General features: G+C 61.7%; 18 protein-coding genes. 13 read left to right on the forward strand and 5 right to left on the reverse strand.

The features are described 5' to 3' along the window. The first annotated feature begins 37 nt into the window (after nt 1–37). Nucleotides 38–988, forward strand: a complete 951-nt coding sequence (locus tag HRU92_RS03370) for a substrate-binding domain-containing protein (protein WP_172123002.1) — start codon at nt 38–40, stop codon at nt 986–988. Nucleotides 989–1,045: 57 nt separating this feature from the next. Next, nucleotides 1,046–1,657, forward strand: a complete 612-nt coding sequence (locus HRU92_RS03375; RefSeq protein ID WP_172123003.1) for a DJ-1/PfpI family protein — start codon at nt 1,046–1,048, stop codon at nt 1,655–1,657. 45 nt (nt 1,658–1,702) lie between these two features. Here the strand turns inward: HRU92_RS03375 and HRU92_RS03380 are convergent, their stop codons facing one another. The 3 genes from HRU92_RS03380 to HRU92_RS03390 form a co-directional block, all read right to left on the reverse strand. Then, a complete protein-coding gene (locus HRU92_RS03380) occupies nt 1,703–2,746 on the reverse strand; it encodes an Ldh family oxidoreductase (protein WP_172123004.1) in 1,044 nt (347 codons plus the stop codon). Between the two features lie 113 nt (nt 2,747–2,859). After that, complete coding sequence (locus HRU92_RS03385; RefSeq protein WP_127752711.1) at nt 2,860–3,069, reverse strand: 4-oxalocrotonate tautomerase family protein; 210 nt, start codon at nt 3,067–3,069, stop codon at nt 2,860–2,862. Nucleotides 3,070–3,078: 9 nt separating this feature from the next. Next, nucleotides 3,079–3,831 (reverse strand): GntR family transcriptional regulator, encoded by a 753-nt coding sequence (locus tag HRU92_RS03390; protein ID WP_173087578.1) that lies wholly within the window; start codon nt 3,829–3,831, stop codon nt 3,079–3,081. Nucleotides 3,832–4,054: 223 nt separating this feature from the next. Between HRU92_RS03390 and HRU92_RS03395 the strand changes: the two genes are divergently transcribed. From HRU92_RS03395 to HRU92_RS03425, 7 genes are all read left to right on the forward strand, one after another. Then, the gene (locus tag HRU92_RS03395) at nt 4,055–5,068 is read left to right on the forward strand and encodes an ABC transporter substrate-binding protein (RefSeq protein WP_127752713.1); all 1,014 of its coding nucleotides are present in this window, start codon (nt 4,055–4,057) and stop codon (nt 5,066–5,068) included. A 19-nt stretch (nt 5,069–5,087) separates the two neighbouring features. Further along, nucleotides 5,088–6,557 (forward strand): sugar ABC transporter ATP-binding protein, encoded by a 1,470-nt coding sequence (locus tag HRU92_RS03400; RefSeq protein ID WP_172123006.1) that lies wholly within the window; start codon nt 5,088–5,090, stop codon nt 6,555–6,557. Next, the gene (locus tag HRU92_RS03405) at nt 6,554–7,549 is read left to right on the forward strand and encodes an ABC transporter permease (RefSeq protein WP_172123007.1); all 996 of its coding nucleotides are present in this window, start codon (nt 6,554–6,556) and stop codon (nt 7,547–7,549) included. Before HRU92_RS03400 ends, HRU92_RS03405 begins: the two co-directional genes overlap by 4 nt. Continuing rightward, nucleotides 7,546–8,511, forward strand: a complete 966-nt coding sequence (locus HRU92_RS03410; protein WP_172123008.1) for an ABC transporter permease — start codon at nt 7,546–7,548, stop codon at nt 8,509–8,511. The genes HRU92_RS03405 and HRU92_RS03410 overlap by 4 nt, the downstream gene beginning before the upstream one ends. Before the next feature lie 32 nt (nt 8,512–8,543). Then, nucleotides 8,544–9,458, forward strand: a complete 915-nt coding sequence (locus HRU92_RS03415; protein ID WP_173087580.1) for an SMP-30/gluconolactonase/LRE family protein — start codon at nt 8,544–8,546, stop codon at nt 9,456–9,458. 628 nt (nt 9,459–10,086) lie between these two features. Beyond that, the gene (locus tag HRU92_RS03420; RefSeq protein WP_248305264.1) at nt 10,087–10,404 is read left to right on the forward strand and encodes a septal ring lytic transglycosylase RlpA family protein; all 318 of its coding nucleotides are present in this window, start codon (nt 10,087–10,089) and stop codon (nt 10,402–10,404) included. Nucleotides 10,405–11,017: 613 nt separating this feature from the next. Continuing rightward, on the forward strand, nt 11,018–11,938 hold the full coding sequence (locus HRU92_RS03425) for an MYG1 family protein (RefSeq protein WP_172123010.1): 921 nt from the start codon (nt 11,018–11,020) through the stop codon (nt 11,936–11,938). A 41-nt stretch (nt 11,939–11,979) separates the two neighbouring features. On the opposite strand, the gene HRU92_RS03430 is transcribed toward HRU92_RS03425, so the two are convergent. Continuing rightward, nucleotides 11,980–12,882 (reverse strand): S1C family serine protease, encoded by a 903-nt coding sequence (locus HRU92_RS03430; RefSeq protein WP_172123011.1) that lies wholly within the window; start codon nt 12,880–12,882, stop codon nt 11,980–11,982. Between the two features lie 192 nt (nt 12,883–13,074). On the opposite strand from HRU92_RS03430, the gene HRU92_RS03435 reads away from it, so the two are divergent. Together HRU92_RS03435 and HRU92_RS03440 are read left to right on the forward strand one after the other, a co-directional pair. After that, nucleotides 13,075–13,266 (forward strand): hypothetical protein, encoded by a 192-nt coding sequence (locus HRU92_RS03435; RefSeq protein WP_172123012.1) that lies wholly within the window; start codon nt 13,075–13,077, stop codon nt 13,264–13,266. A 148-nt stretch (nt 13,267–13,414) separates the two neighbouring features. Next, on the forward strand, nt 13,415–13,624 hold the full coding sequence (locus HRU92_RS03440) for a YMGG-like glycine zipper-containing protein (protein ID WP_127752722.1): 210 nt from the start codon (nt 13,415–13,417) through the stop codon (nt 13,622–13,624). 74 nt (nt 13,625–13,698) lie between these two features. On the opposite strand, the gene HRU92_RS03445 is transcribed toward HRU92_RS03440, so the two are convergent. Then, entirely contained in the window at nt 13,699–14,733 is a 1,035-nt protein-coding gene (locus HRU92_RS03445) for a LacI family DNA-binding transcriptional regulator (RefSeq protein ID WP_172123013.1), read from the reverse strand. A gap of 199 nt (nt 14,734–14,932) precedes the next feature. On the opposite strand from HRU92_RS03445, the gene HRU92_RS03450 reads away from it, so the two are divergent. Further along, nucleotides 14,933–15,469, forward strand: a complete 537-nt coding sequence (locus HRU92_RS03450; RefSeq protein WP_127752724.1) for a TRAP transporter small permease — start codon at nt 14,933–14,935, stop codon at nt 15,467–15,469. Further along, entirely contained in the window at nt 15,466–16,743 is a 1,278-nt protein-coding gene (locus tag HRU92_RS03455) for a TRAP transporter large permease subunit (protein ID WP_127752725.1), read from the forward strand. The genes HRU92_RS03450 and HRU92_RS03455 overlap by 4 nt, the downstream gene beginning before the upstream one ends. The last annotated feature ends 44 nt before the right edge of the window (nt 16,744–16,787 follow it).

Below are 16,787 nucleotides of genomic sequence, written 5' to 3' on the forward strand. Positions count from 1 at the left end.
ACGGCTTGCACCTGCGAAAGGTCCAAGGGAGGAAACTATGTCTCGATTGAATATGCTTGCCGCGATCAGTGTCGCCGCCGCGCTCGTGGCCGTGCCTGCTCTCGCCCAGGAAAAAAAGCTGATCGCCGTCTCGATCCCGGCCGCCGACCATGGCTGGACCGCCGGTGTTGTCTACCACGCCCAGGCCGCAGCCGAAGAAATCCAGGCCGCATTCCCCAATATCGAAGTTGTCGTCAAGACTTCACCTTCGGCATCCGCCCAGGTCAGCGCGCTCGAGGATCTGACCGCCACCCGCCAGCCGGATGCCCTAGTGATCCTGCCCCATTCCTCCGAGGAACTGACAGGGCCGGTCCAGAGCATCAAGGATGCCGGCACCTTCATCACCGTGGTTGATCGTGGTCTGACGGATCCCGAAATCCAGGACCTTTACGTGGCCGGCGACAACATCGCCGTTGGCTCCACTACGGCCCAGTTCCTGATCGACAATCTCGGCGGCAAGGGCGATGTGGTGGTGCTGCGCGGCATTCCCACCGTGATCGATGACGAGCGTATCCAGGGCTTCCAGGACACGATCGAAGGCACTGACATCAATGTGCTCGACATCCAGTATGCCAACTGGAACAGCGACGAAGCCTTCAGCCTGATGCAGGACTATCTCGCCAAGTACCCCCATATCGACGCTGTGTGGGCCAATGACGACGACATGCTGCTCGGCGTGCTGGAAGCCATCCAGCAGTCCGGCCGGACCGAAATCAAATATGCGCTCGGCGGCAATGGCATGAAGGAAATCATCGAAAAGGTGATGGCGGGTGACCCCATGACCCCGATCGAGACGCCTTATCCGCCGTCCATGATCAAGACCGCGATCTACATGACCGCTGCCCAGTTCAACGGGCAGGCTCCGGTGCGCGGTTCTGTAAAGCTCGACGCGCCCTTGATCACCAAGGACAATGCGGCTGAATATTACTTCCCTGACTCCCCGTTCTGATAGCTTTGGGGCCAGCCTTGTGCTGGTCCCGCCCAACACAATTACTGGAGACGCAAAATGCCAGGCAAGAAAATCCTGATGCTGGTCGGTGAATTCACCGAGGAATACGAGATCTTTGTTTATCAGCAGGCCATGGAAGCCGTTGGCCACACGGTCCACGTTGTCTGCCCCGACAAGAAGGCCGGCGACATCATTGCCACGTCCTTGCATGATTTCGAAGGTCACCAGACCTATACCGAAAAGATGGGCCACTACTTCCAGCTCAACAAGAGCTTCGATGAGGTCAAGCTGGACCAATACGACGCCGTCTATGCTGCGGGCGGCCGCGGTCCCGAATATATCCGCACCGACAAGCGCGTCCAGGCCATGGTCCGGCACTTCCACGAAACCAACAAGCCGATCTTCACCATCTGCCACGGCGTGCAGATCCTGGTGGCGGTGGACGGCGTGGTGCGCGGCAAGAAGGTCGCGGCGCTGGGCGCCTGCGAGCCCGAAGTGATCCTGGCCGGCGGCACCTATATCGATCTGTCGCCCACCGACGCCTTTGTGGATGGCACCATGGTTTCGGCCAAGGGCTGGACCGCTCTTGCAGCCTTCATCCGCGAATGCCTCAAAGTCCTCGGCACCGAAATTCGCCACAGCGGCGACGTCACCGAAAAAGCTGCCTAACCACCATTGAGCCGGCCGCGCCACGTGGCCGGCTCAATCTTTGCATCAGGCAAGGTCGAGGAACCGACCCGTATCGAGATCGATCGGCACCCCATGCTGGCGCCGATGTTCGGCCCGCCTCCATTCCCGGTCGCCGGGCGCCATGACCTCGTGTCCCTCCCGCGTGGGCGCTTCGCGCAAGGAGGCGATATAGCGCGACATGCCCATCTCGAAGATGGCTCGACCGGCGAAATGATCGGGATCGATCGCCAGCACGAAGTGGCCCATATTGCGGGGCGTGCTGATATCGTCCGCGCCGACCATCGGGATGAAATCGGCATCAAGGGTTGTGCCGGTGAGCACGGCCGAAAGCAGCGTGGCGAGGCCCGCTAGCCCCGCACCCTTGTAGCCATACTCGTCCCCGCCCAACGGCAGAACCATCTCGGCGCTATGCGGGTCGGTGACGGTGCCGCCGCTCTCATCGGCCGCAACACCGGGCGGCAGTTCCTTGTCGAGCGAGCGATGCAGCAGCACGCGGTTCATCGGGATCGAGGAAGTCGCCATGTCGAGCAGCCAGGGCTTGTGGCCGGGCAGGGGTGCCGCAAAGGCCAGCGGATTGGTGCCGTGAAAGCGCTTGGCGCCACCAAACAGCGGCACCATGGAATCGGTGTTGGTGGTGGCAAAGCCGATCATGCCCGCATAAGCGGCCTCCAGGGCATAGGCACCCGCGGCGCCGAAATGAGACGAGCGGCGGACCCCCACCGCGGCAATGCCGCTTTCCTTGGCCCGCTCGCAGGCAATATCCATCGCCCGGTAAGAGGCGTAATGACCCAGCCCGTCATCCCCATCCAGCATGGTGCTGCCGGATCCCTTGTGCTCGACGCGCAGCTCCGGGTTCTTGTTGATCCGGCCGCCACCCAGCATCTGGCAATAATGCCGTACGAGGCGCACGCCATGGCTGTCCACCCCAAGCATCGAAGCATGCATCATGGCCTTGGTCGCAGCCAGCAACGACGCTTCGCTCGCGCCCGCTGCCCGCAGCGCCCCCTGGACTCGTCCCTCCAGCTCCTCGGGGGCAATGGTAATGGTGCCGGCAGAAACATCCGTCATATCTGCGCTTTCAGTTCTTGTTGGGTGAGGGGGCGCGAGGCAATCGCGGTCGCCCGCGCGAGAGCGCGGTGGCGGCAGCCGCTGCCATTCCGTGGTAATTGATCCGGCGGGGCCTAGCCGAGATTTCGCCGGGTATGGACATTGGTGGGGCCGACATACCAGTCGCGTGCCGCAACCTCTTCGAACACCACCCAGACATCCTCGGGCGCCAGCCCCGTCGCTTCGGTCACCGCGTCGCTCACCTTGCGCGCGATCTGGGCCTTCTTGCCTTCGGGATCATCAGCGATGACTTCCCGGACGAGCCGGATGTTGATGAACGGCATGGGGATCTCCTACCCTTTTTTGGTGCTATCCTGCGTGGCCGGGGCATCCTCCACCCAGGCCAGGATGACGTCGCGTGCCCGCTCTATGTGATGCCGCATGGCGTCTTCGGCGCCCTTGGCATCGCCAGCACGAATAGCGGCACAGATCTTTGTATGTTCGGCAATCACCGCATCGGCATCGACCACGCCACGATTGCGATAAAGCGGGCCAATTCGATGATTGGCTTGCAACTGGGCCAGGGCCCCTGTGATGAACATATTGCCGCAATCGGCGGCGATGGTTTGGTGGAACAGGGCATCTGCGTCCACGAAGTTCACGAACAGCTGGCTGCGTGGGCCCCGTCCGGCCGAGTTGATTCCCTTGATCGACTGCTCGAGCGTCGTAATGGTCTGCTCGGTACGATGCTGCGCCGCGAGAGCCGCGGCCGCAGGCTCCAGCAGCAAGCGCGTTTGAAACAGATGCGCGTAGTCGAGCAGGGACATGGCCGGCGCCGCCTTGTAGCGCCCATTGCGCAGCCGTACGACGAGCCGGTCCCCTTCGAGGCGCGCCAGGGCTTCGCGGATTGGGGTCTGGGACACGCCCAGCTTGCTCGCGATCACATCGATGCCGATCACCTCACCGGGCTCGACGGCTTGGTCGAGCACCAGGTTGCGAATGTGATTATAGGCCTGCTCGGCCAGGCTGGTCTTGTCGAGGGTCTTGTCCGCCGCCGGCATAATCGTCCTTTCCGATGGCGCGTCCTGCAGCACGACGCCAGGCACGCCACGTCTTCACGGCTCCCCATCAGCAACCTGCTCTGCAAACCACCACAAGCCAGCTTGCTAATCAATATCCTATATACTACGAAATCGGACAGAACAGAGCCAGCTCGCATCCGACAACCTGGTGCGAAGCGACCCGTCCAAAGAAGCAGGTAAGCTGCTCAGGTGTTGCGCGAGCTGACGAGGGGTTCATAGGGCCGCCTGGCGGCGAGGAGGAATATCAATGAAGCGTTCACTGATTCTGCTGACTGCAGTTCTGGCATCGACCAGCCTGACCGGCATCGCGCATGCCGAAACATCGGGCAAGCGCATTGCCCTGTCCAACAACTATGCCGGTAATTCCTGGCGTCAGGCCATGCTCGAAAGCTGGGAGAAGGTGACGAGCCAGGCCGTTGCTGACGGGATCGTCGCGGCCGTCGACACCTTCACCACCGCCGATCAGGAAGTGCCCACCCAGGCCGCCCAGGTCCAAAACCTGATCCTGCAGGGCTACGACGCCATCGTCATCAATGCCGCCTCCCCCGACGCCCTGAACGGCGCCGTCAAGGCCGCCTGCGACGCCGGTATCGTTGTTGTCTCGTTTGATGGCACTGTGTCCGAGCCTTGCGCCTGGCGCGTGGCGGTCGACTACAAGCAGCTCGGCCAGCAGCAGCTCGACTATCTCGCCGGCCGTCTTCCCGAAGGCGGTAATCTCCTGGAAATCCGTGGTCTTGCCGGCACTTCCATTGATAACCTCATTCATGAAGGTATCGCCGACGGCGTCAAGGCTCATCCAAACTTCACCATTGTCGGCGAAGCTACCGGCAACTGGGATCAGGCCACGGCCCAGCGCGCTGTGTCGACCGTGCTGCCCTCGCTGCCCGAGATCGATGCCATCGTCACCCAGGGCGGCGACGGCTATGGCGCGGCTCAGGCCTTCCGTGCTGCCGGCCGTGATGTGCCGATCATCATCATGGGCAACCGTCAGGACGAGCTGGCCTGGTGGCAGGAGCAGCGCGATGCCAATGGTTACGAGACCTGGTCCGGCACCATCGCGCCCGGCATCTCGACGCTCGCCTTCTGGGTTGCCCAGCAGATCCTTGACGGCAAGGAAATCCCCAAGGACGTGACCGTTCCCTACCTGACCGTCACCCAGGAAACGCTGGATGAAGCTGTTGCCAACACGCCGGTCGGCGGCGTTGCCAATAAGGAATACTCGCAAGAGGAAGCCATCCAGGCCATCGCAGACAACCTCTAGGCGAGAGCAGAAGTAAGCCATGACCGCGCCAAACGGATCGGCAATTGAGCTGGCGGGTGTTTCCCGCTCCTTTGGCGCGGTGCGCGCCCTGTCCGACGTCAACTTGTTGATTGCCGGGGGCCAGTGCCTCGGACTTGTCGGCCATAACGGGGCCGGCAAGTCGACCTTGATGCATGTCCTTGCCGGCACGCTGCGACCCGATCAGGGCCGCATCCAGGTCGGCGGGCAGCAGTACGACCAGATTTCGGTGCACCTGGCGCAAACCCTGGGGCTGCGCTGCGTGTTTCAGGAACTGTCCTTGTGCCCCAACCTCACAGTGGCCGAGAACACGCGCATCCTCCACCCCTCCATCAAGGGCTGGGGCTGGCGCAAAAAGGCCGGTGCGCTGATCAGCGCCATGCTGGAGCGCATTTTTCCCGGCCACGACATTTCGCCCGACACCGTAGTTTCCGACCTATCCATCGGCCGCCGCCAGATGGTCGAGATCGCCCGAGCCTTCACCGTCAGCGAAGGCGTGCTGCGCCTCGTGATCCTCGATGAACCGACATCCTCACTTGATGCGACCACTTCGCGCCAATTACTGGAATTTGTGCGCAAGGAGGTCCAGAGCGGGGTCTCGTGCATCCTCATCTCGCATATGTTGGGCGAAATCCTCGATTACTCCGATCAGATCGCGGTGATGAAGAATGGCCAACTTGTGGCTTCCGGCCCGGTCGCCAACTTCTCGCGCGAAAGCCTCGTCGATCTGATGAGCGGCGGTGAGCATCCTGACCGCGCAGCGCGCGAGCGCTCGATCCGCTCCCTCGCCGACGCTCCCATTGCCGTCAAGGCCGAACCAGCGGGCAGGGGGCTACCCTTCGTTGCCCGGCGCGGCGAGGTCATCGGCCTTGCTGGCTTGTCCGGGCATGGTCAGACCGAATTCCTGGTGCAGGTCTTTGAAGCGGCGCGCGCCCGCAAGCCCGAGATCACCGTCGCGGGCGCGGTGTCCTTCGTTGCCGGCGACCGGCAAGCTGATGGCATCTTCCCGCTCTGGTCCATCGCCGACAACATCGCGGTCGGCTCGCTGCCGGTGCTCCGCAACGGCCTGCTTCTGTCCGGCGCCAAGGAGCGCGAGCTTTCGAGCCGCTGGGGCCGAACCATGGCGATCAAGGCGCCCTCGCTTGACGACGAAATTCTCTCCCTCTCCGGCGGTAATCAGCAAAAAGCGCTCTTTGCCCGGGCGCTCTCGACCACATCCGCCGTGGTGCTGATGGACGATCCCATGCGCGGCGTCGATATCGGCACCAAGCTCGAAGTCTATGACATCATTGCCGAGCAGGCAGCGGGCGGCCGAACCTTCCTTTGGTACACCACCGAGTTCGAAGAGCTCGAATATTGCGACCGCGTCTACGTGTTCCAGAACGGGCGCATCGTGGGCGAACTGCAGGGCGCTGACATTACCGAGGCCAGTGTGATTGGCTCCTCGTTCAAGGACAAGGACGCGGCATGACCACCGACATTTCGACCACGGCACGCGGTCAGAACCTGGCTGCGTCCTCTCGTCAGCGTCTGCTGCGCGGCGCCCTGCCGGCAGTCTCGCTCGTCATCGTGCTTGCGGCCATCTGGTACTTCAATCCCCGGGCGATCAGCTATTTCGGCCTCAACCTGATGCTGAACCTGGCCATTCCCGTCGCTCTGGCCACCATCGCCCAGATGTGCGTCATGGCCACCAACGAGCTTGATCTGTCGATCGGTGCCTTTGTCGGCTTTGTCGCCTGCGTCACCGCCACCTATATGCCTGAAGCGCCGCTCCTTGCCGCGCTGATGCTGGCCGGCGGCGTGCTGGTTTACATGCTGGCGGCCGTCATCATTCACCTGCGCAACGTCCCTTCCATCGTCGTCACCCTGGGCCTGAGCTTTTTCTGGGCGGGACTCGCCCTCCTGATCCGCCCGACGCCTGGCGGCTCCGCCCCCGGCTTTCTGCGCGACTTCATGGCCTTCCAGCCGCCCTTCATCCCCATGCCGGTCTTGCTGGCGATCGTGATTGGCCTCGTCGTGCATTTCGTCCTGATGCGCTCCTCCTATGGCGCGGTGCTGCGCGGCGTTGGCGGCAATGCCCGCGCGGTCCATCGTGCCGGCTGGTCCATCCTCAAGGCCAAGGTCGCCATGTTCGCCCTGGCCGGTGTGTTCGGCATTCTGGCTGGCATGACGCTCGTGGGCGTGTCCTCCAGCGCCGACGCCAATATGGCGACCGGCTACACCTTGCTCTCCATCGCCGGGGCGGTGATCGGGGGCGCTGAGTTCGTTGGCGGTCGCATCTCGCCCATCGGCGCGGTGATCGGAGCCCTGGTGCTGCAACTGGCATCCTCGGCGCTGAACTTCTTCCAGGTGCCGTTCCTGCCGGGCGGCCGCATTCCTCAAGAATGGCAGGTTGGTGCCCAAGGCATGTTCCTGATCATCATCCTCGCCGCCCGCGTGCTCATCAGCAAAGCTGAAAAATGACCGATCAGACCCTTTCCCTTTCGCGGTTCACCCTAAACAGTCTTCCGGTCTGGCTCTGGTCATTCCTCGGCGCCTTTCTGGTCTGGGTGCTGTCCTTTTCCATTGCAGGGCAAGGCGCCCAGGGCATGCTCGTCGCCGCCCTGTCCTTCTCGGTGTTCACCGTCATGGTGGGCTTGGGCCAGATGTTCGTCATCACACTCGGACCCGGCAATGTTGACCTTTCGATCCCGGCCACCATCGGCCTGGCCAGCGCCGTCGCCATGAAGGTCATGGATGGACAGAACAGCCTTATCCTCTGGGGTCTCCTTGCCGCGCTCGCCTGCGGCATCCTGATCGGGGGCTTCAATTATCTGCTGATCCGACTGCTCCGTATCCCGCCCATCGTGGCGACCCTGTCCTCGAGCTTCATCATCCAGTCCGTCGGCATCAGCTATGGCCGCGGCCTGCAGATCAAGCCGCCCGCGGCGCTCTCCGATTTTACCTTCTCGCGCTTTCTAGGTGTTCCCGTACTCGCCATCGTCGCCATCGCCCTGTCCGTCGTGGCGGGGATCGTGCTGCACCGCACCATCTATGGCCGCACCGTGCTCGCCACTGGCCAGAACATGCGCGCCGCCCGCTTTGCTGGCCTCTCGGTCGAGCGCACCAGGCTGTTGACCTATGTGCTTTCCGGCGCTCTTGCCGCGCTGTGCGGCGCGCTATTGGCCGGATTTTCGGGTGGTTCCTCGCTCTCCATGGGCCGCGAATACCTGCTGACCTCCATCGCCGTGGTCGTGCTCGGCGGCACCTCGGTTGCGGGCGGGCGGGCCAATGTCCCCGGCCTTTGGGGCGGCGCCTTGTTCCTGTTCATGGTGTCCACTCTGCTCAACACCGCAGGCTTCGGCTCGGGCTTGCGGGACGTCTTTACCGGTCTGATCATCGTTGCCGCGATCGCCATCACTGGCACGCGTCAGGCGCTCAGGTAAGAGCCCAAGAAGCAATCTCGGAGGAGGGTATTTTGGCTGCATCGGATTATGAGATTCTGGACGAACGCTTTGCGCGCCTGCCGTGCACCACGGCCAATGTCCATAAGCTTTACCAAGGCTGCCATTGGGCCGAGGGTCCCGCCTACTTCCCGGCCGGGCGCTACCTCGTCTGGTCCGACGCGCCCAACAACCGCATGCTGCGTTATGATGAGGCCAGTGACGCCGTCAGCGTCTTCCGCCAGCCCGCCAACAACGGCAACGGCAACACCGTTGACCGCCAGGGTCGCCTTGTTACCTGCGAACATGGCACCCGCCGCGTCACCCGCACCGAGCATGACGGCTCCATCACGGTCCTTGCCGACAACTACAACGGCAAGCGGCTGAACAGCCCCAATGACGTGGTGGTCAAGTCAGACGGCTCGATCTGGTTCACCGACCCGACCTATGGCATCGATTCTGACTACGAGGGCAACAAGGCCGAAAGCGAGATCGGCGCGTCCAATGTCTACCGGATCGATCCCGCTTCCGGCGCACTCACCATTGTCTGTGATGACTTCGTCAAGCCAAACGGCCTGGCGTTCTCGCCCGATGAAAAGCTGCTTTACGTCGTCGACACCGGCCGCACCCATGGCCCGCAGAACCCGGCCCATATGCGCGTGTTCGAAGTCGGCGAGAATGGCACGCTCTCAGGCGGTCGGGTCTTTGCGGATTGCACGGCCGGGCTGTTCGACGGTTTCCGCCTCGATACCGATGGCCGCATCTGGACCTCGGCTGCGGATGGCGTGCACGTTTATGATCCCGACGGCACGCTGATCGGCAAGGTGCGCATTCCCGAAGTGGTCGCCAATGTCTGCTTTGGCGGACCCAAGCGGGACCGGCTCTTTATCTGCGCCACAACGACACTGTATTCCGTGCGCCTGTTTGTTAACGGCGCTAAGACCTTCTGAGCCCGACCACTCAGGGTCAGGTGACTGCACAAAAACAAAGGCCCCGGCAGCTATAACAGCGCCAGGGCCTTCTTTTCGCCGGCGGCCGCGAGGAGGGGATCGCGCACCGGCTTGACCCTTAGATAGTTGCGGCTGGCCGACCCGCAAGACGCTCCCCGGTCACGAGATAGAGAGGGTGCATCAAGGGTAGTTTCGTGTTCTTTGCTGCGTGCTCCGCTCCCGATCTCCCGAGCCCTGTAGTGCGGGCTTTCCCGCGGCATTGAAGTGCTAAATCCCTGTTCCCACCAGGTCCAACATCTCCGCTGGTACGTGCGAGCACAGGTTACAGGGGCGCCTGGCGAGCGTCCTCAATGTCAAGCTATACCGCGACCTGCGTCGACCAGGCACACCTGTCGCAGGGTTGACGATCCCGGTTTGGACGCATGTTGGGCAGCAACGCCCTACAATAAGGACGCAATGCGGCAGGGTCCCAGAATCACCCTAATCCAGCCGCTCTGTCCGCCAATTGAGGCCGCAACGATCCCTTTAATGCTGACCTCAACGTCAACAGCGAGATATCGTTCCCTTAATGCAGAAGATTTTCAAAGCCGCCGCCGTTGCGCTTTCCCTCACCCTCGCCGCAGTTCCAATGGCTCCACAAGCCTTCGCCAAGGACAGCACTTTGTCAGGTGTGGCTTCCTGGTATGGCCCCGGCTTTCACGGGCGCACCACGGCTAATGGTGAGAAGTACAATATGCACCAGCTCACTGCGGCTCACAAATCCCTCAAGTTCGGCACCAAGGTTCGTGTGACCAACAAGAAGAACGGCAAGTCCGTCATCGTGCGGATCAATGATCGTGGACCTTACGTCGGCAGCCGGATCATCGACCTCTCCAAAGGCGCTGCCCAGGCCATCGGCATGATCGGCTCCGGGACCGCGTCGGTCACTGTAGAAATACTCGCATAAATAAGCAGAAATTGCACCTCAATGCGCTCGGGAACAAACCAATAAGACGGGTGTTCTTCAAGCAGAGGTGATCATCATGCGTAAAGTCCTTGTAGTCTTCGCAGCCGCTGTGGCACTGGCAGGCTGTTCTGCGTCTCGAGAGCGCGTCGTGGTCTTATCACCACCAACTGCGGTTATTGTTCAGCCGCAGCCAGTGGTTCGGCTCGTCGAACCGCCACCCGCCAGGGGAAATGTGGATTCCGTCGCGGCGCTGCGGCCCGGCCGCGGCTATGTCGCCGCGTTTCCGGAAGCTGACCGCCGTGCGGCATGCGTGCGGCTCGATTATCGGCCCGGCACCCGCGGCTTCTCGCGCTGCTTGGTAGGCGATTTCCCGGAAAACCCCTACTTCGCCAGCCGATAGCCAAGCCAGCGTTGACCCAGAAGACTGCACAATTCGCCCCGAGCGGCCGGTCCAGCGATCGGCTGCTGTTCGCTGAATCCTGCGCTTCTGATCATCCGCCATTCGGGGTAGAGCTTGGCGCCTCCGACACTTTGTTGCCATGCGCCACTGGTTTATCGGCGAGCCAGATGCTAGGCGCGGTATCGCTTTGCCCAAGAAAGGCGCGTTCCCGTTTTGCAGCCGAACTTTCTCGTTACTCACTCCGGTGGCTTTCACGCCGACGAACTCCTGTCCAGCGTGGTTCTGACCCGGCTCTTCCCCGATGCGCAACTGGTCCGCTCCCGCACTGCACAGTGGATTACTCCCGCCCAAGACCGCATCATCTACGATGTTGGCGGCGCCTATGATGCCGCAGCACAGATCTTCGATCACCATCAGCGCGGTGCGCCGGTTCGGGACAGCGGCGAGCCGTTCAGCTCCTTTGGCTTGGTCTGGAAGCACTACGGACGCGATTATCTCCGTGCCTCAGGGATCGTCGACGCCAATTTGGATGAGGTGCACGCCTCCTTTGACAGGGAATTCGTTCTCCCGGTCGACCTGATGGACAATGGCGCGCTCAGCGCCAGCGTCGCGGGGGCCCTGGCCGAACTGACCCTGCCGGCTTTGCTGGATAGTCTCAAGCCCCCCTTTGATCAGGCCGATCCAGCCAGCGAAGACAGAGCCTTTGCCGAAGCTCTCGCCATTGTCAGCCGGTTTGTTGAGGGCAATGTCGCTCGCAGGGCTGCCAAATTGCGCGCGGAGCAAGTGGTTTTGCAGGCCATCGAAACAGCCGGCTCAGGACGGATCCTAGAGCTTCCCCAAGGCATGCCATACCGATCAGCGATCGCGAAATCAGGTGCCGACCACCTGCTCTTTGTGGTCCATCCCCGCGACAAGGATTGGTGCCTGGGCGGCATTCCCGTCGTGCAAGGCGAATTCAAGCTCCGAGCGGATCTTCCCGCCGCATGGGCTGGCCTGACCAATGGCGATCTCGAGGCCGTCTGCGGCGTCGAGGGCGCGAGCTTCTGCCACAATGGGCGGTTCATCGCGGCGGCAAAGTCTCGCGACGCCATCCTGGCCATGGCCGACTTGGCTGTTCGAGAAATTACCTCCTGATCCCACTCCGCTCCGATACCTCCGGGCAGGGGCGTTGTTCGTTACTGCAGTTGCGGCTTTTGCAGGAAGCTGTTGCGGTCCGCGGTTTTTACCCGGACCCAATTGTCTCTCCCGTCTCGGACCAGGCGTAAGGCGAACTCGGAGCCCACCGGGGACGTGGTCCAAAGCTTGCGGTAAAAATCACTCAGGCCATTGATAGCATGGCCGTCGAGCTCACTGATGATGTCCCCGCTCTTGAGCCCCGCGTCTGCAGCGGGGCCGTGCTCGGCGACGCTCATCACGATCACCTCGTTGTTCTGCTCGGCCGTGAACACGCCTAGCCACGGGCGAGGCTCGTTCCGCGACCGCCCGAGGTTGACGAGGTCATCAAGGATGTCCTTCAACAAATCGATCGGCACGAACATATTGATGTCCGTGGTGCGCCCGAGTTGCAGCATCTGCAGGCGCAGCGAACCCAGTCCGATCAGCTGACCCTGCGGATCCACCAGCGCAGCCCCGCCCCAGGAAGGGTGGAATGGGGCGGTAAAGATCGCCTCATCAAGCAGATATTCCCAGTAGCCGGCGAATTCCTGCTTGGCGACAATCTCGGTCAGCACCTCACTGCCTTCCCCATCGATTATAGTGCCGATATCGCCCAACTTGGTGGCACCGGAACTGCCAAGGTTAAGGGCCGGGAGATCCAGTTCTCCCAAAGCCTGGACGAGGCCAAATCCGGTTTGCTGGTCGATGCCGAGCACATGGGCGTAGACAACCCGCCCGTCATGCGTGGTCAGCCATACTTCCTCAGCCTCGGTGATGAGATATCCGATGGTCAGGACCAGGCCCGTGGTGTTGATGACGACGCCGCTGCCTTCGCGGATCGTACCCAGGGTCGAGGCGGTGAATGCCGTTTCGGGCACCATCGCCCTGAGGGACACAATGGAGGTTCGGAACTTGTTGGTCATTTCTATCTCCCCACGGCGAGCCATGCACTTGTTCCAGATAGGATGATATCGCACAGCCGCAAGGCTCGTCTCCAGCCCGTTAACATGCTCTGCCGGTTCAACCCGCGAGAGTGAAGTGCCATACAGAAGCTGGCCTCGTGCTTTACGTTCACTGGCGCCTGTCAGCTTCGGAGTGAAACATTGACAAAACGCATGTCCAAGACCCTCGCGGCAGAGATCGCAGAACGAACAATGCAGGTCGTCAACCCGCAAAACCGCGCTCTCGCGCTGAGCGCGACGCTGCGCCGGCACGGCTTTGCCTTGCCCAACCAGTTGCCCGCTTCCATTTTGGATAAGTCCGAGCTGAAGGCCTGGTTGCTAGCCACCTACACTACAACCGGCTGACGCCAGGAGCCCATTTCGGCAATCCAGGGAGATAAGTCCCACTCGCTCAACGACAATCCTTGCGGCTTTGATCTAAGTTGCGGCAATCTCGGTTGGAACCACATAGGATTTTAGTGGTTCACTCTCCATCTTACCTCCGGAGGAAAACATGAAGAAGATTGCACCTATTGCCTTGGTCCTTGTTGGGGCCATGTCCCTTACTGCGTGCACCACCACTGAGCGTACTGTCGCTGGCGCTGCGATTGGCGCTGGCGCTGGCGCAGTTGTCGGCGGCGCGGTCGCTGGCACGCCCGGCGCCGTTGTCGGTGGCGTCGCCGGTGGCGCGACGGGCGCCGTCATTGGCCGGAACTCCCGATAGGCGACCAATACGTCTCGAGAATGTCTGGGGCTTGAGTTCGCTCGGGCCCCTTTTTCATGGGCGATAGGTTGGCGTCAGTCGCGGATCTGACGATCCGTACTGTCTCTCGCCTTGAGCTCGAAACCAAGGTTCACCACCGCGGGCACAGGGCGCTCGCCATTGGCGGCGGCAATGATCATTCCGATCGCCTGGCGCCCCATTTCGTAGCGCGGCGTGCGGATCGATGACACGCTCGGCGCGCTAGCTGCAGCATATTCCAGGTCGTTATAGCCCATAATGCCGAACTGGCTCGGTACCCGGATATGTCGCCGCTGGCACTCGAAAAGGGCGCCCAGGGCCATGTCATCATTGTTGCAGAATACGGCATCTGCATCCGGCACCAGTTCCAGAAAATCGGCGAGCATCTCCGCGCCTCGGGTGACCGAAGATGGGTGCGGGCTGGTATAGATCAGCCTTTCGTCAAACAGATCGACAGCTTGCAAAACGTCCCGATATCCCTCTAGCCGCCGTTGCGCGCGCGGGTCCATACGGGCTCCAATGAAACCGATACGCCGATAACCTTTCTCCAGCAGGTGCCGCGCCGCGGCGCGCCCGCCTTCCCGGTGGTCAAACCCGATCATCATGTCGATCGGGCTGGCGCCGATGTCCATGATCTGCACCACCGGACAGCCGAAGCTGTCGAGCATGGCACGCGCCAACTCGCTTTGATCGATTCCCGCGACCACGAGCCCCGCGGGACGTTGTGCACCAAACAAGCGCAGAAGCTCTTCTTCCTTGCGGTTCGTATAACGCGAATTGCCCAGCTGCACTTGGTAAGCTGTGCCTTCCGCCGCGTCGAAAATACCCCGAAGCACCTCCGCAAAGACCTGGTTGGTCAGGGATGGGATGATCACCCCGATGGTCGAGGTGGTCGCGGATGCGAGCGCGCGGGCTGCCTGGTTAGGTGTATAGCCGAGACTCGCAACGGCCTCTTTTACCCTCGCCAAAGCAAGCCCGGACACTATGTCAGGCGTGCGCAAAGCGCGAGATGCGGTGATAACGCTTACACCAGCAGCGGCCGCAACATCCTTAAGCGTTACCGCTCTGTAACTTCTGCCATTTTCCCCCATCGCCCCTCCAAATGCACCCGCCCGCAGCAGGTGAGCCGTTGACAATGACATACGCTGTCATTTAAGCCGTTGTCTATATTGACGGCTGTCCAGGGCAGTCGTGAGGGGAGAGCGGCAGGCCGCAATGTGCGGCAGGCCGTGGGGAGAAGATCATCGTGACCAATGCGACTCCGTTCGCCACGCTCGGGGCATGCTTGCCATGAGGCGGCTCACTTCGGGCATCGGCAGGATCATCGAGGTATCCCTTGTGCTGCTGCTTGCAGGCATGGCGGCCATGATCTTTCTCAATGTCGTGCTTCGCTACGGCTTTAATTCCGGCCTGGTCATTTCCGAGGAAATGAGCCGGTTCTTCTTTGTCTGGCTCACCTTTATTGGGGCCGTGTTGGCCTTCAGTGAGAATGGTCATCTGGGTGTCGAAACGCTGGTCCGGCGGTTCGGTCGCCGTGGCCGCATCATCTGCATGGCGCTGACCAACATCCTCATCCTGTTTTGCGTGGTGGTTCTGTTCTGGGGCACCTGGATGCAGGCGCCGATCAACGCCTCCATGCGTTCGCCAGTCGCTGGCATGCCCCTAGCCTATGTGTTCGGTGTCACCTTCTTTACCGCGGCCGGCATTGGTGTGATCGCGATCTGGCGGCTGTTCCGAATTTTCACCGGCCGGGTGACCGAAGGCGAGATCGCCCAGTTCGTGGGTGACTACGAGAGTATCGACAGCTTGCTGGAGCGCGGCGAATGACGCTGTTCGTATTCCTCTCGTCACTGCTGGGCGCCATGGCCATCGGCGCACCGATCGCCTTTGCGCTGATGTTCTGCGGCATCGTGCTCATGACCTATATGGGCATCTTCAATCCGCAGATCGTCGCTCAGAACATGGTCGATGGCACCAACAGCTTCATTCTGCTGGCCATTCCGTTCTTCATCCTCGCCGGTGAGTTGATGAATGCGGGTGGCCTGTCCAAGCGCATCATCGATTTCGCCATCTCCTTTGTTGGGCATCTCCGTGGCGGCCTCGGCTTTGTCGCCATCTTCGCAGCCCTGATCATGGCCTCGCTGTCGGGTTCTGCGGCCGCCGACACGGCAGCGCTGGCCGCCATCCTGATCCCCATGATGAGCAAGGCCGGCTACAACGTGCCTCGTTCTGCTGGCTTGATCGCAGCCGGGGGCATTATCGCCCCAGTGATCCCACCTTCCATCGCCTTCATCGTTTTTGGCGTGGCCGCCAATGTGTCGATCACTCAGCTGTTCCTGGCCGGCATCGTGCCGGGCCTGCTGATGGCGGTGGCGCTGCTAGTTGCTTGGTCCATCGTGTCGCGTCGGGATGGCGTCGAGGTCCTGCCCAAGCAGGATTGGGGTGCCCGCGGCCGTGCCACCTTGCGTGCTGGCTGGGCGCTGATGATGCCCGTGATCATTCTGGGCGGCATTCGCTTCGGCATCTTCACGCCAACCGAGGCTGGTGTGATCGCCGCCGTATACGCCATGTTCGTCGGCCTGTTCATCTATCGCGAACTCAAGCTTGTCGATCTTTATTGGGTGTTCCTGCGCGCCGCCAAGACCACATCGGTTGTCCTGTTCCTCGTCGCTGGTGCGTTGGTGTCCGCCTGGCTCATCACCAGCGCCAATATCCCGGGCGAGATCACCCGTATTCTTGAGCCGGTGATGGGCAACCAACTGCTCCTGATGCTGCTCATCATGGTGCTGGTCTTCGTCGTCGGTACGGCGCTCGATCTCACCCCCACCATTCTCATTCTTACCCCGGTCCTGATGCCCATCGTGCGTCAGGCCGGTATCGACCCGGTCTACTTCGGCGTCCTGTTCATCATGAACAACTGCATCGGCCTGCTGACGCCGCCCGTTGGTGTCGTGCTCAATGTGGTGAGCGGCGTAGCGCGCGTGCCCCTTGGCAAGGTTATCACCGGCGTGATGCCGTTCCTGCTGGCGCACTGTTTTGTGCTGCTGCTGCTGGTACTGTTTCCAGAACTTGTCCTCACGCCGTTGCGCTGGCTGCGCTAGCCCCGCCGCGAGGACCTGACGACTAAAGAACGACGTCCAAAAGA

The organism is Devosia sp. 1635, assembly GCF_013185955.1.
Lineage (GTDB): Bacteria > Pseudomonadota > Alphaproteobacteria > Rhizobiales > Devosiaceae > Devosia.

What these genes read in the sequence shown, in the direction of transcription:
- HRU92_RS03410 (WP_172123008.1), top strand. Translation starts at nt 7,546, where the DNA reads ATGACCGATCAGACCCTTTCCCTTTCGCGGTTCACCCTAAACAGTCTT.
- HRU92_RS03380 (WP_172123004.1), bottom strand. Translation starts at nt 2,746, where the DNA reads ATGACGGATGTTTCTGCCGGCACCATTACCATTGCCCCCGAGGAGCTG.
- HRU92_RS03405 (WP_172123007.1), top strand. Translation starts at nt 6,554, where the DNA reads ATGACCACCGACATTTCGACCACGGCACGCGGTCAGAACCTGGCTGCG.
- HRU92_RS03435 (WP_172123012.1), top strand. Translation starts at nt 13,075, where the DNA reads ATGTCCAAGACCCTCGCGGCAGAGATCGCAGAACGAACAATGCAGGTC.
- HRU92_RS03400 (WP_172123006.1), top strand. Translation starts at nt 5,088, where the DNA reads ATGACCGCGCCAAACGGATCGGCAATTGAGCTGGCGGGTGTTTCCCGC.
- HRU92_RS03375 (WP_172123003.1), top strand. Translation starts at nt 1,046, where the DNA reads ATGCCAGGCAAGAAAATCCTGATGCTGGTCGGTGAATTCACCGAGGAA.
- HRU92_RS03455 (WP_127752725.1), top strand. Translation starts at nt 15,466, where the DNA reads ATGACGCTGTTCGTATTCCTCTCGTCACTGCTGGGCGCCATGGCCATC.
- HRU92_RS03370 (WP_172123002.1), top strand. Translation starts at nt 38, where the DNA reads ATGTCTCGATTGAATATGCTTGCCGCGATCAGTGTCGCCGCCGCGCTC.
- HRU92_RS03395 (WP_127752713.1), top strand. Translation starts at nt 4,055, where the DNA reads ATGAAGCGTTCACTGATTCTGCTGACTGCAGTTCTGGCATCGACCAGC.
- HRU92_RS03440 (WP_127752722.1), top strand. Translation starts at nt 13,415, where the DNA reads ATGAAGAAGATTGCACCTATTGCCTTGGTCCTTGTTGGGGCCATGTCC.
- HRU92_RS03445 (WP_172123013.1), bottom strand. Translation starts at nt 14,733, where the DNA reads ATGGGGGAAAATGGCAGAAGTTACAGAGCGGTAACGCTTAAGGATGTT.
- HRU92_RS03420 (WP_248305264.1), top strand. Translation starts at nt 10,087, where the DNA reads ATGGCTCCACAAGCCTTCGCCAAGGACAGCACTTTGTCAGGTGTGGCT.
- HRU92_RS03450 (WP_127752724.1), top strand. Translation starts at nt 14,933, where the DNA reads ATGAGGCGGCTCACTTCGGGCATCGGCAGGATCATCGAGGTATCCCTT.
- HRU92_RS03385 (WP_127752711.1), bottom strand. Translation starts at nt 3,069, where the DNA reads ATGCCGTTCATCAACATCCGGCTCGTCCGGGAAGTCATCGCTGATGAT.
- HRU92_RS03430 (WP_172123011.1), bottom strand. Translation starts at nt 12,882, where the DNA reads ATGACCAACAAGTTCCGAACCTCCATTGTGTCCCTCAGGGCGATGGTG.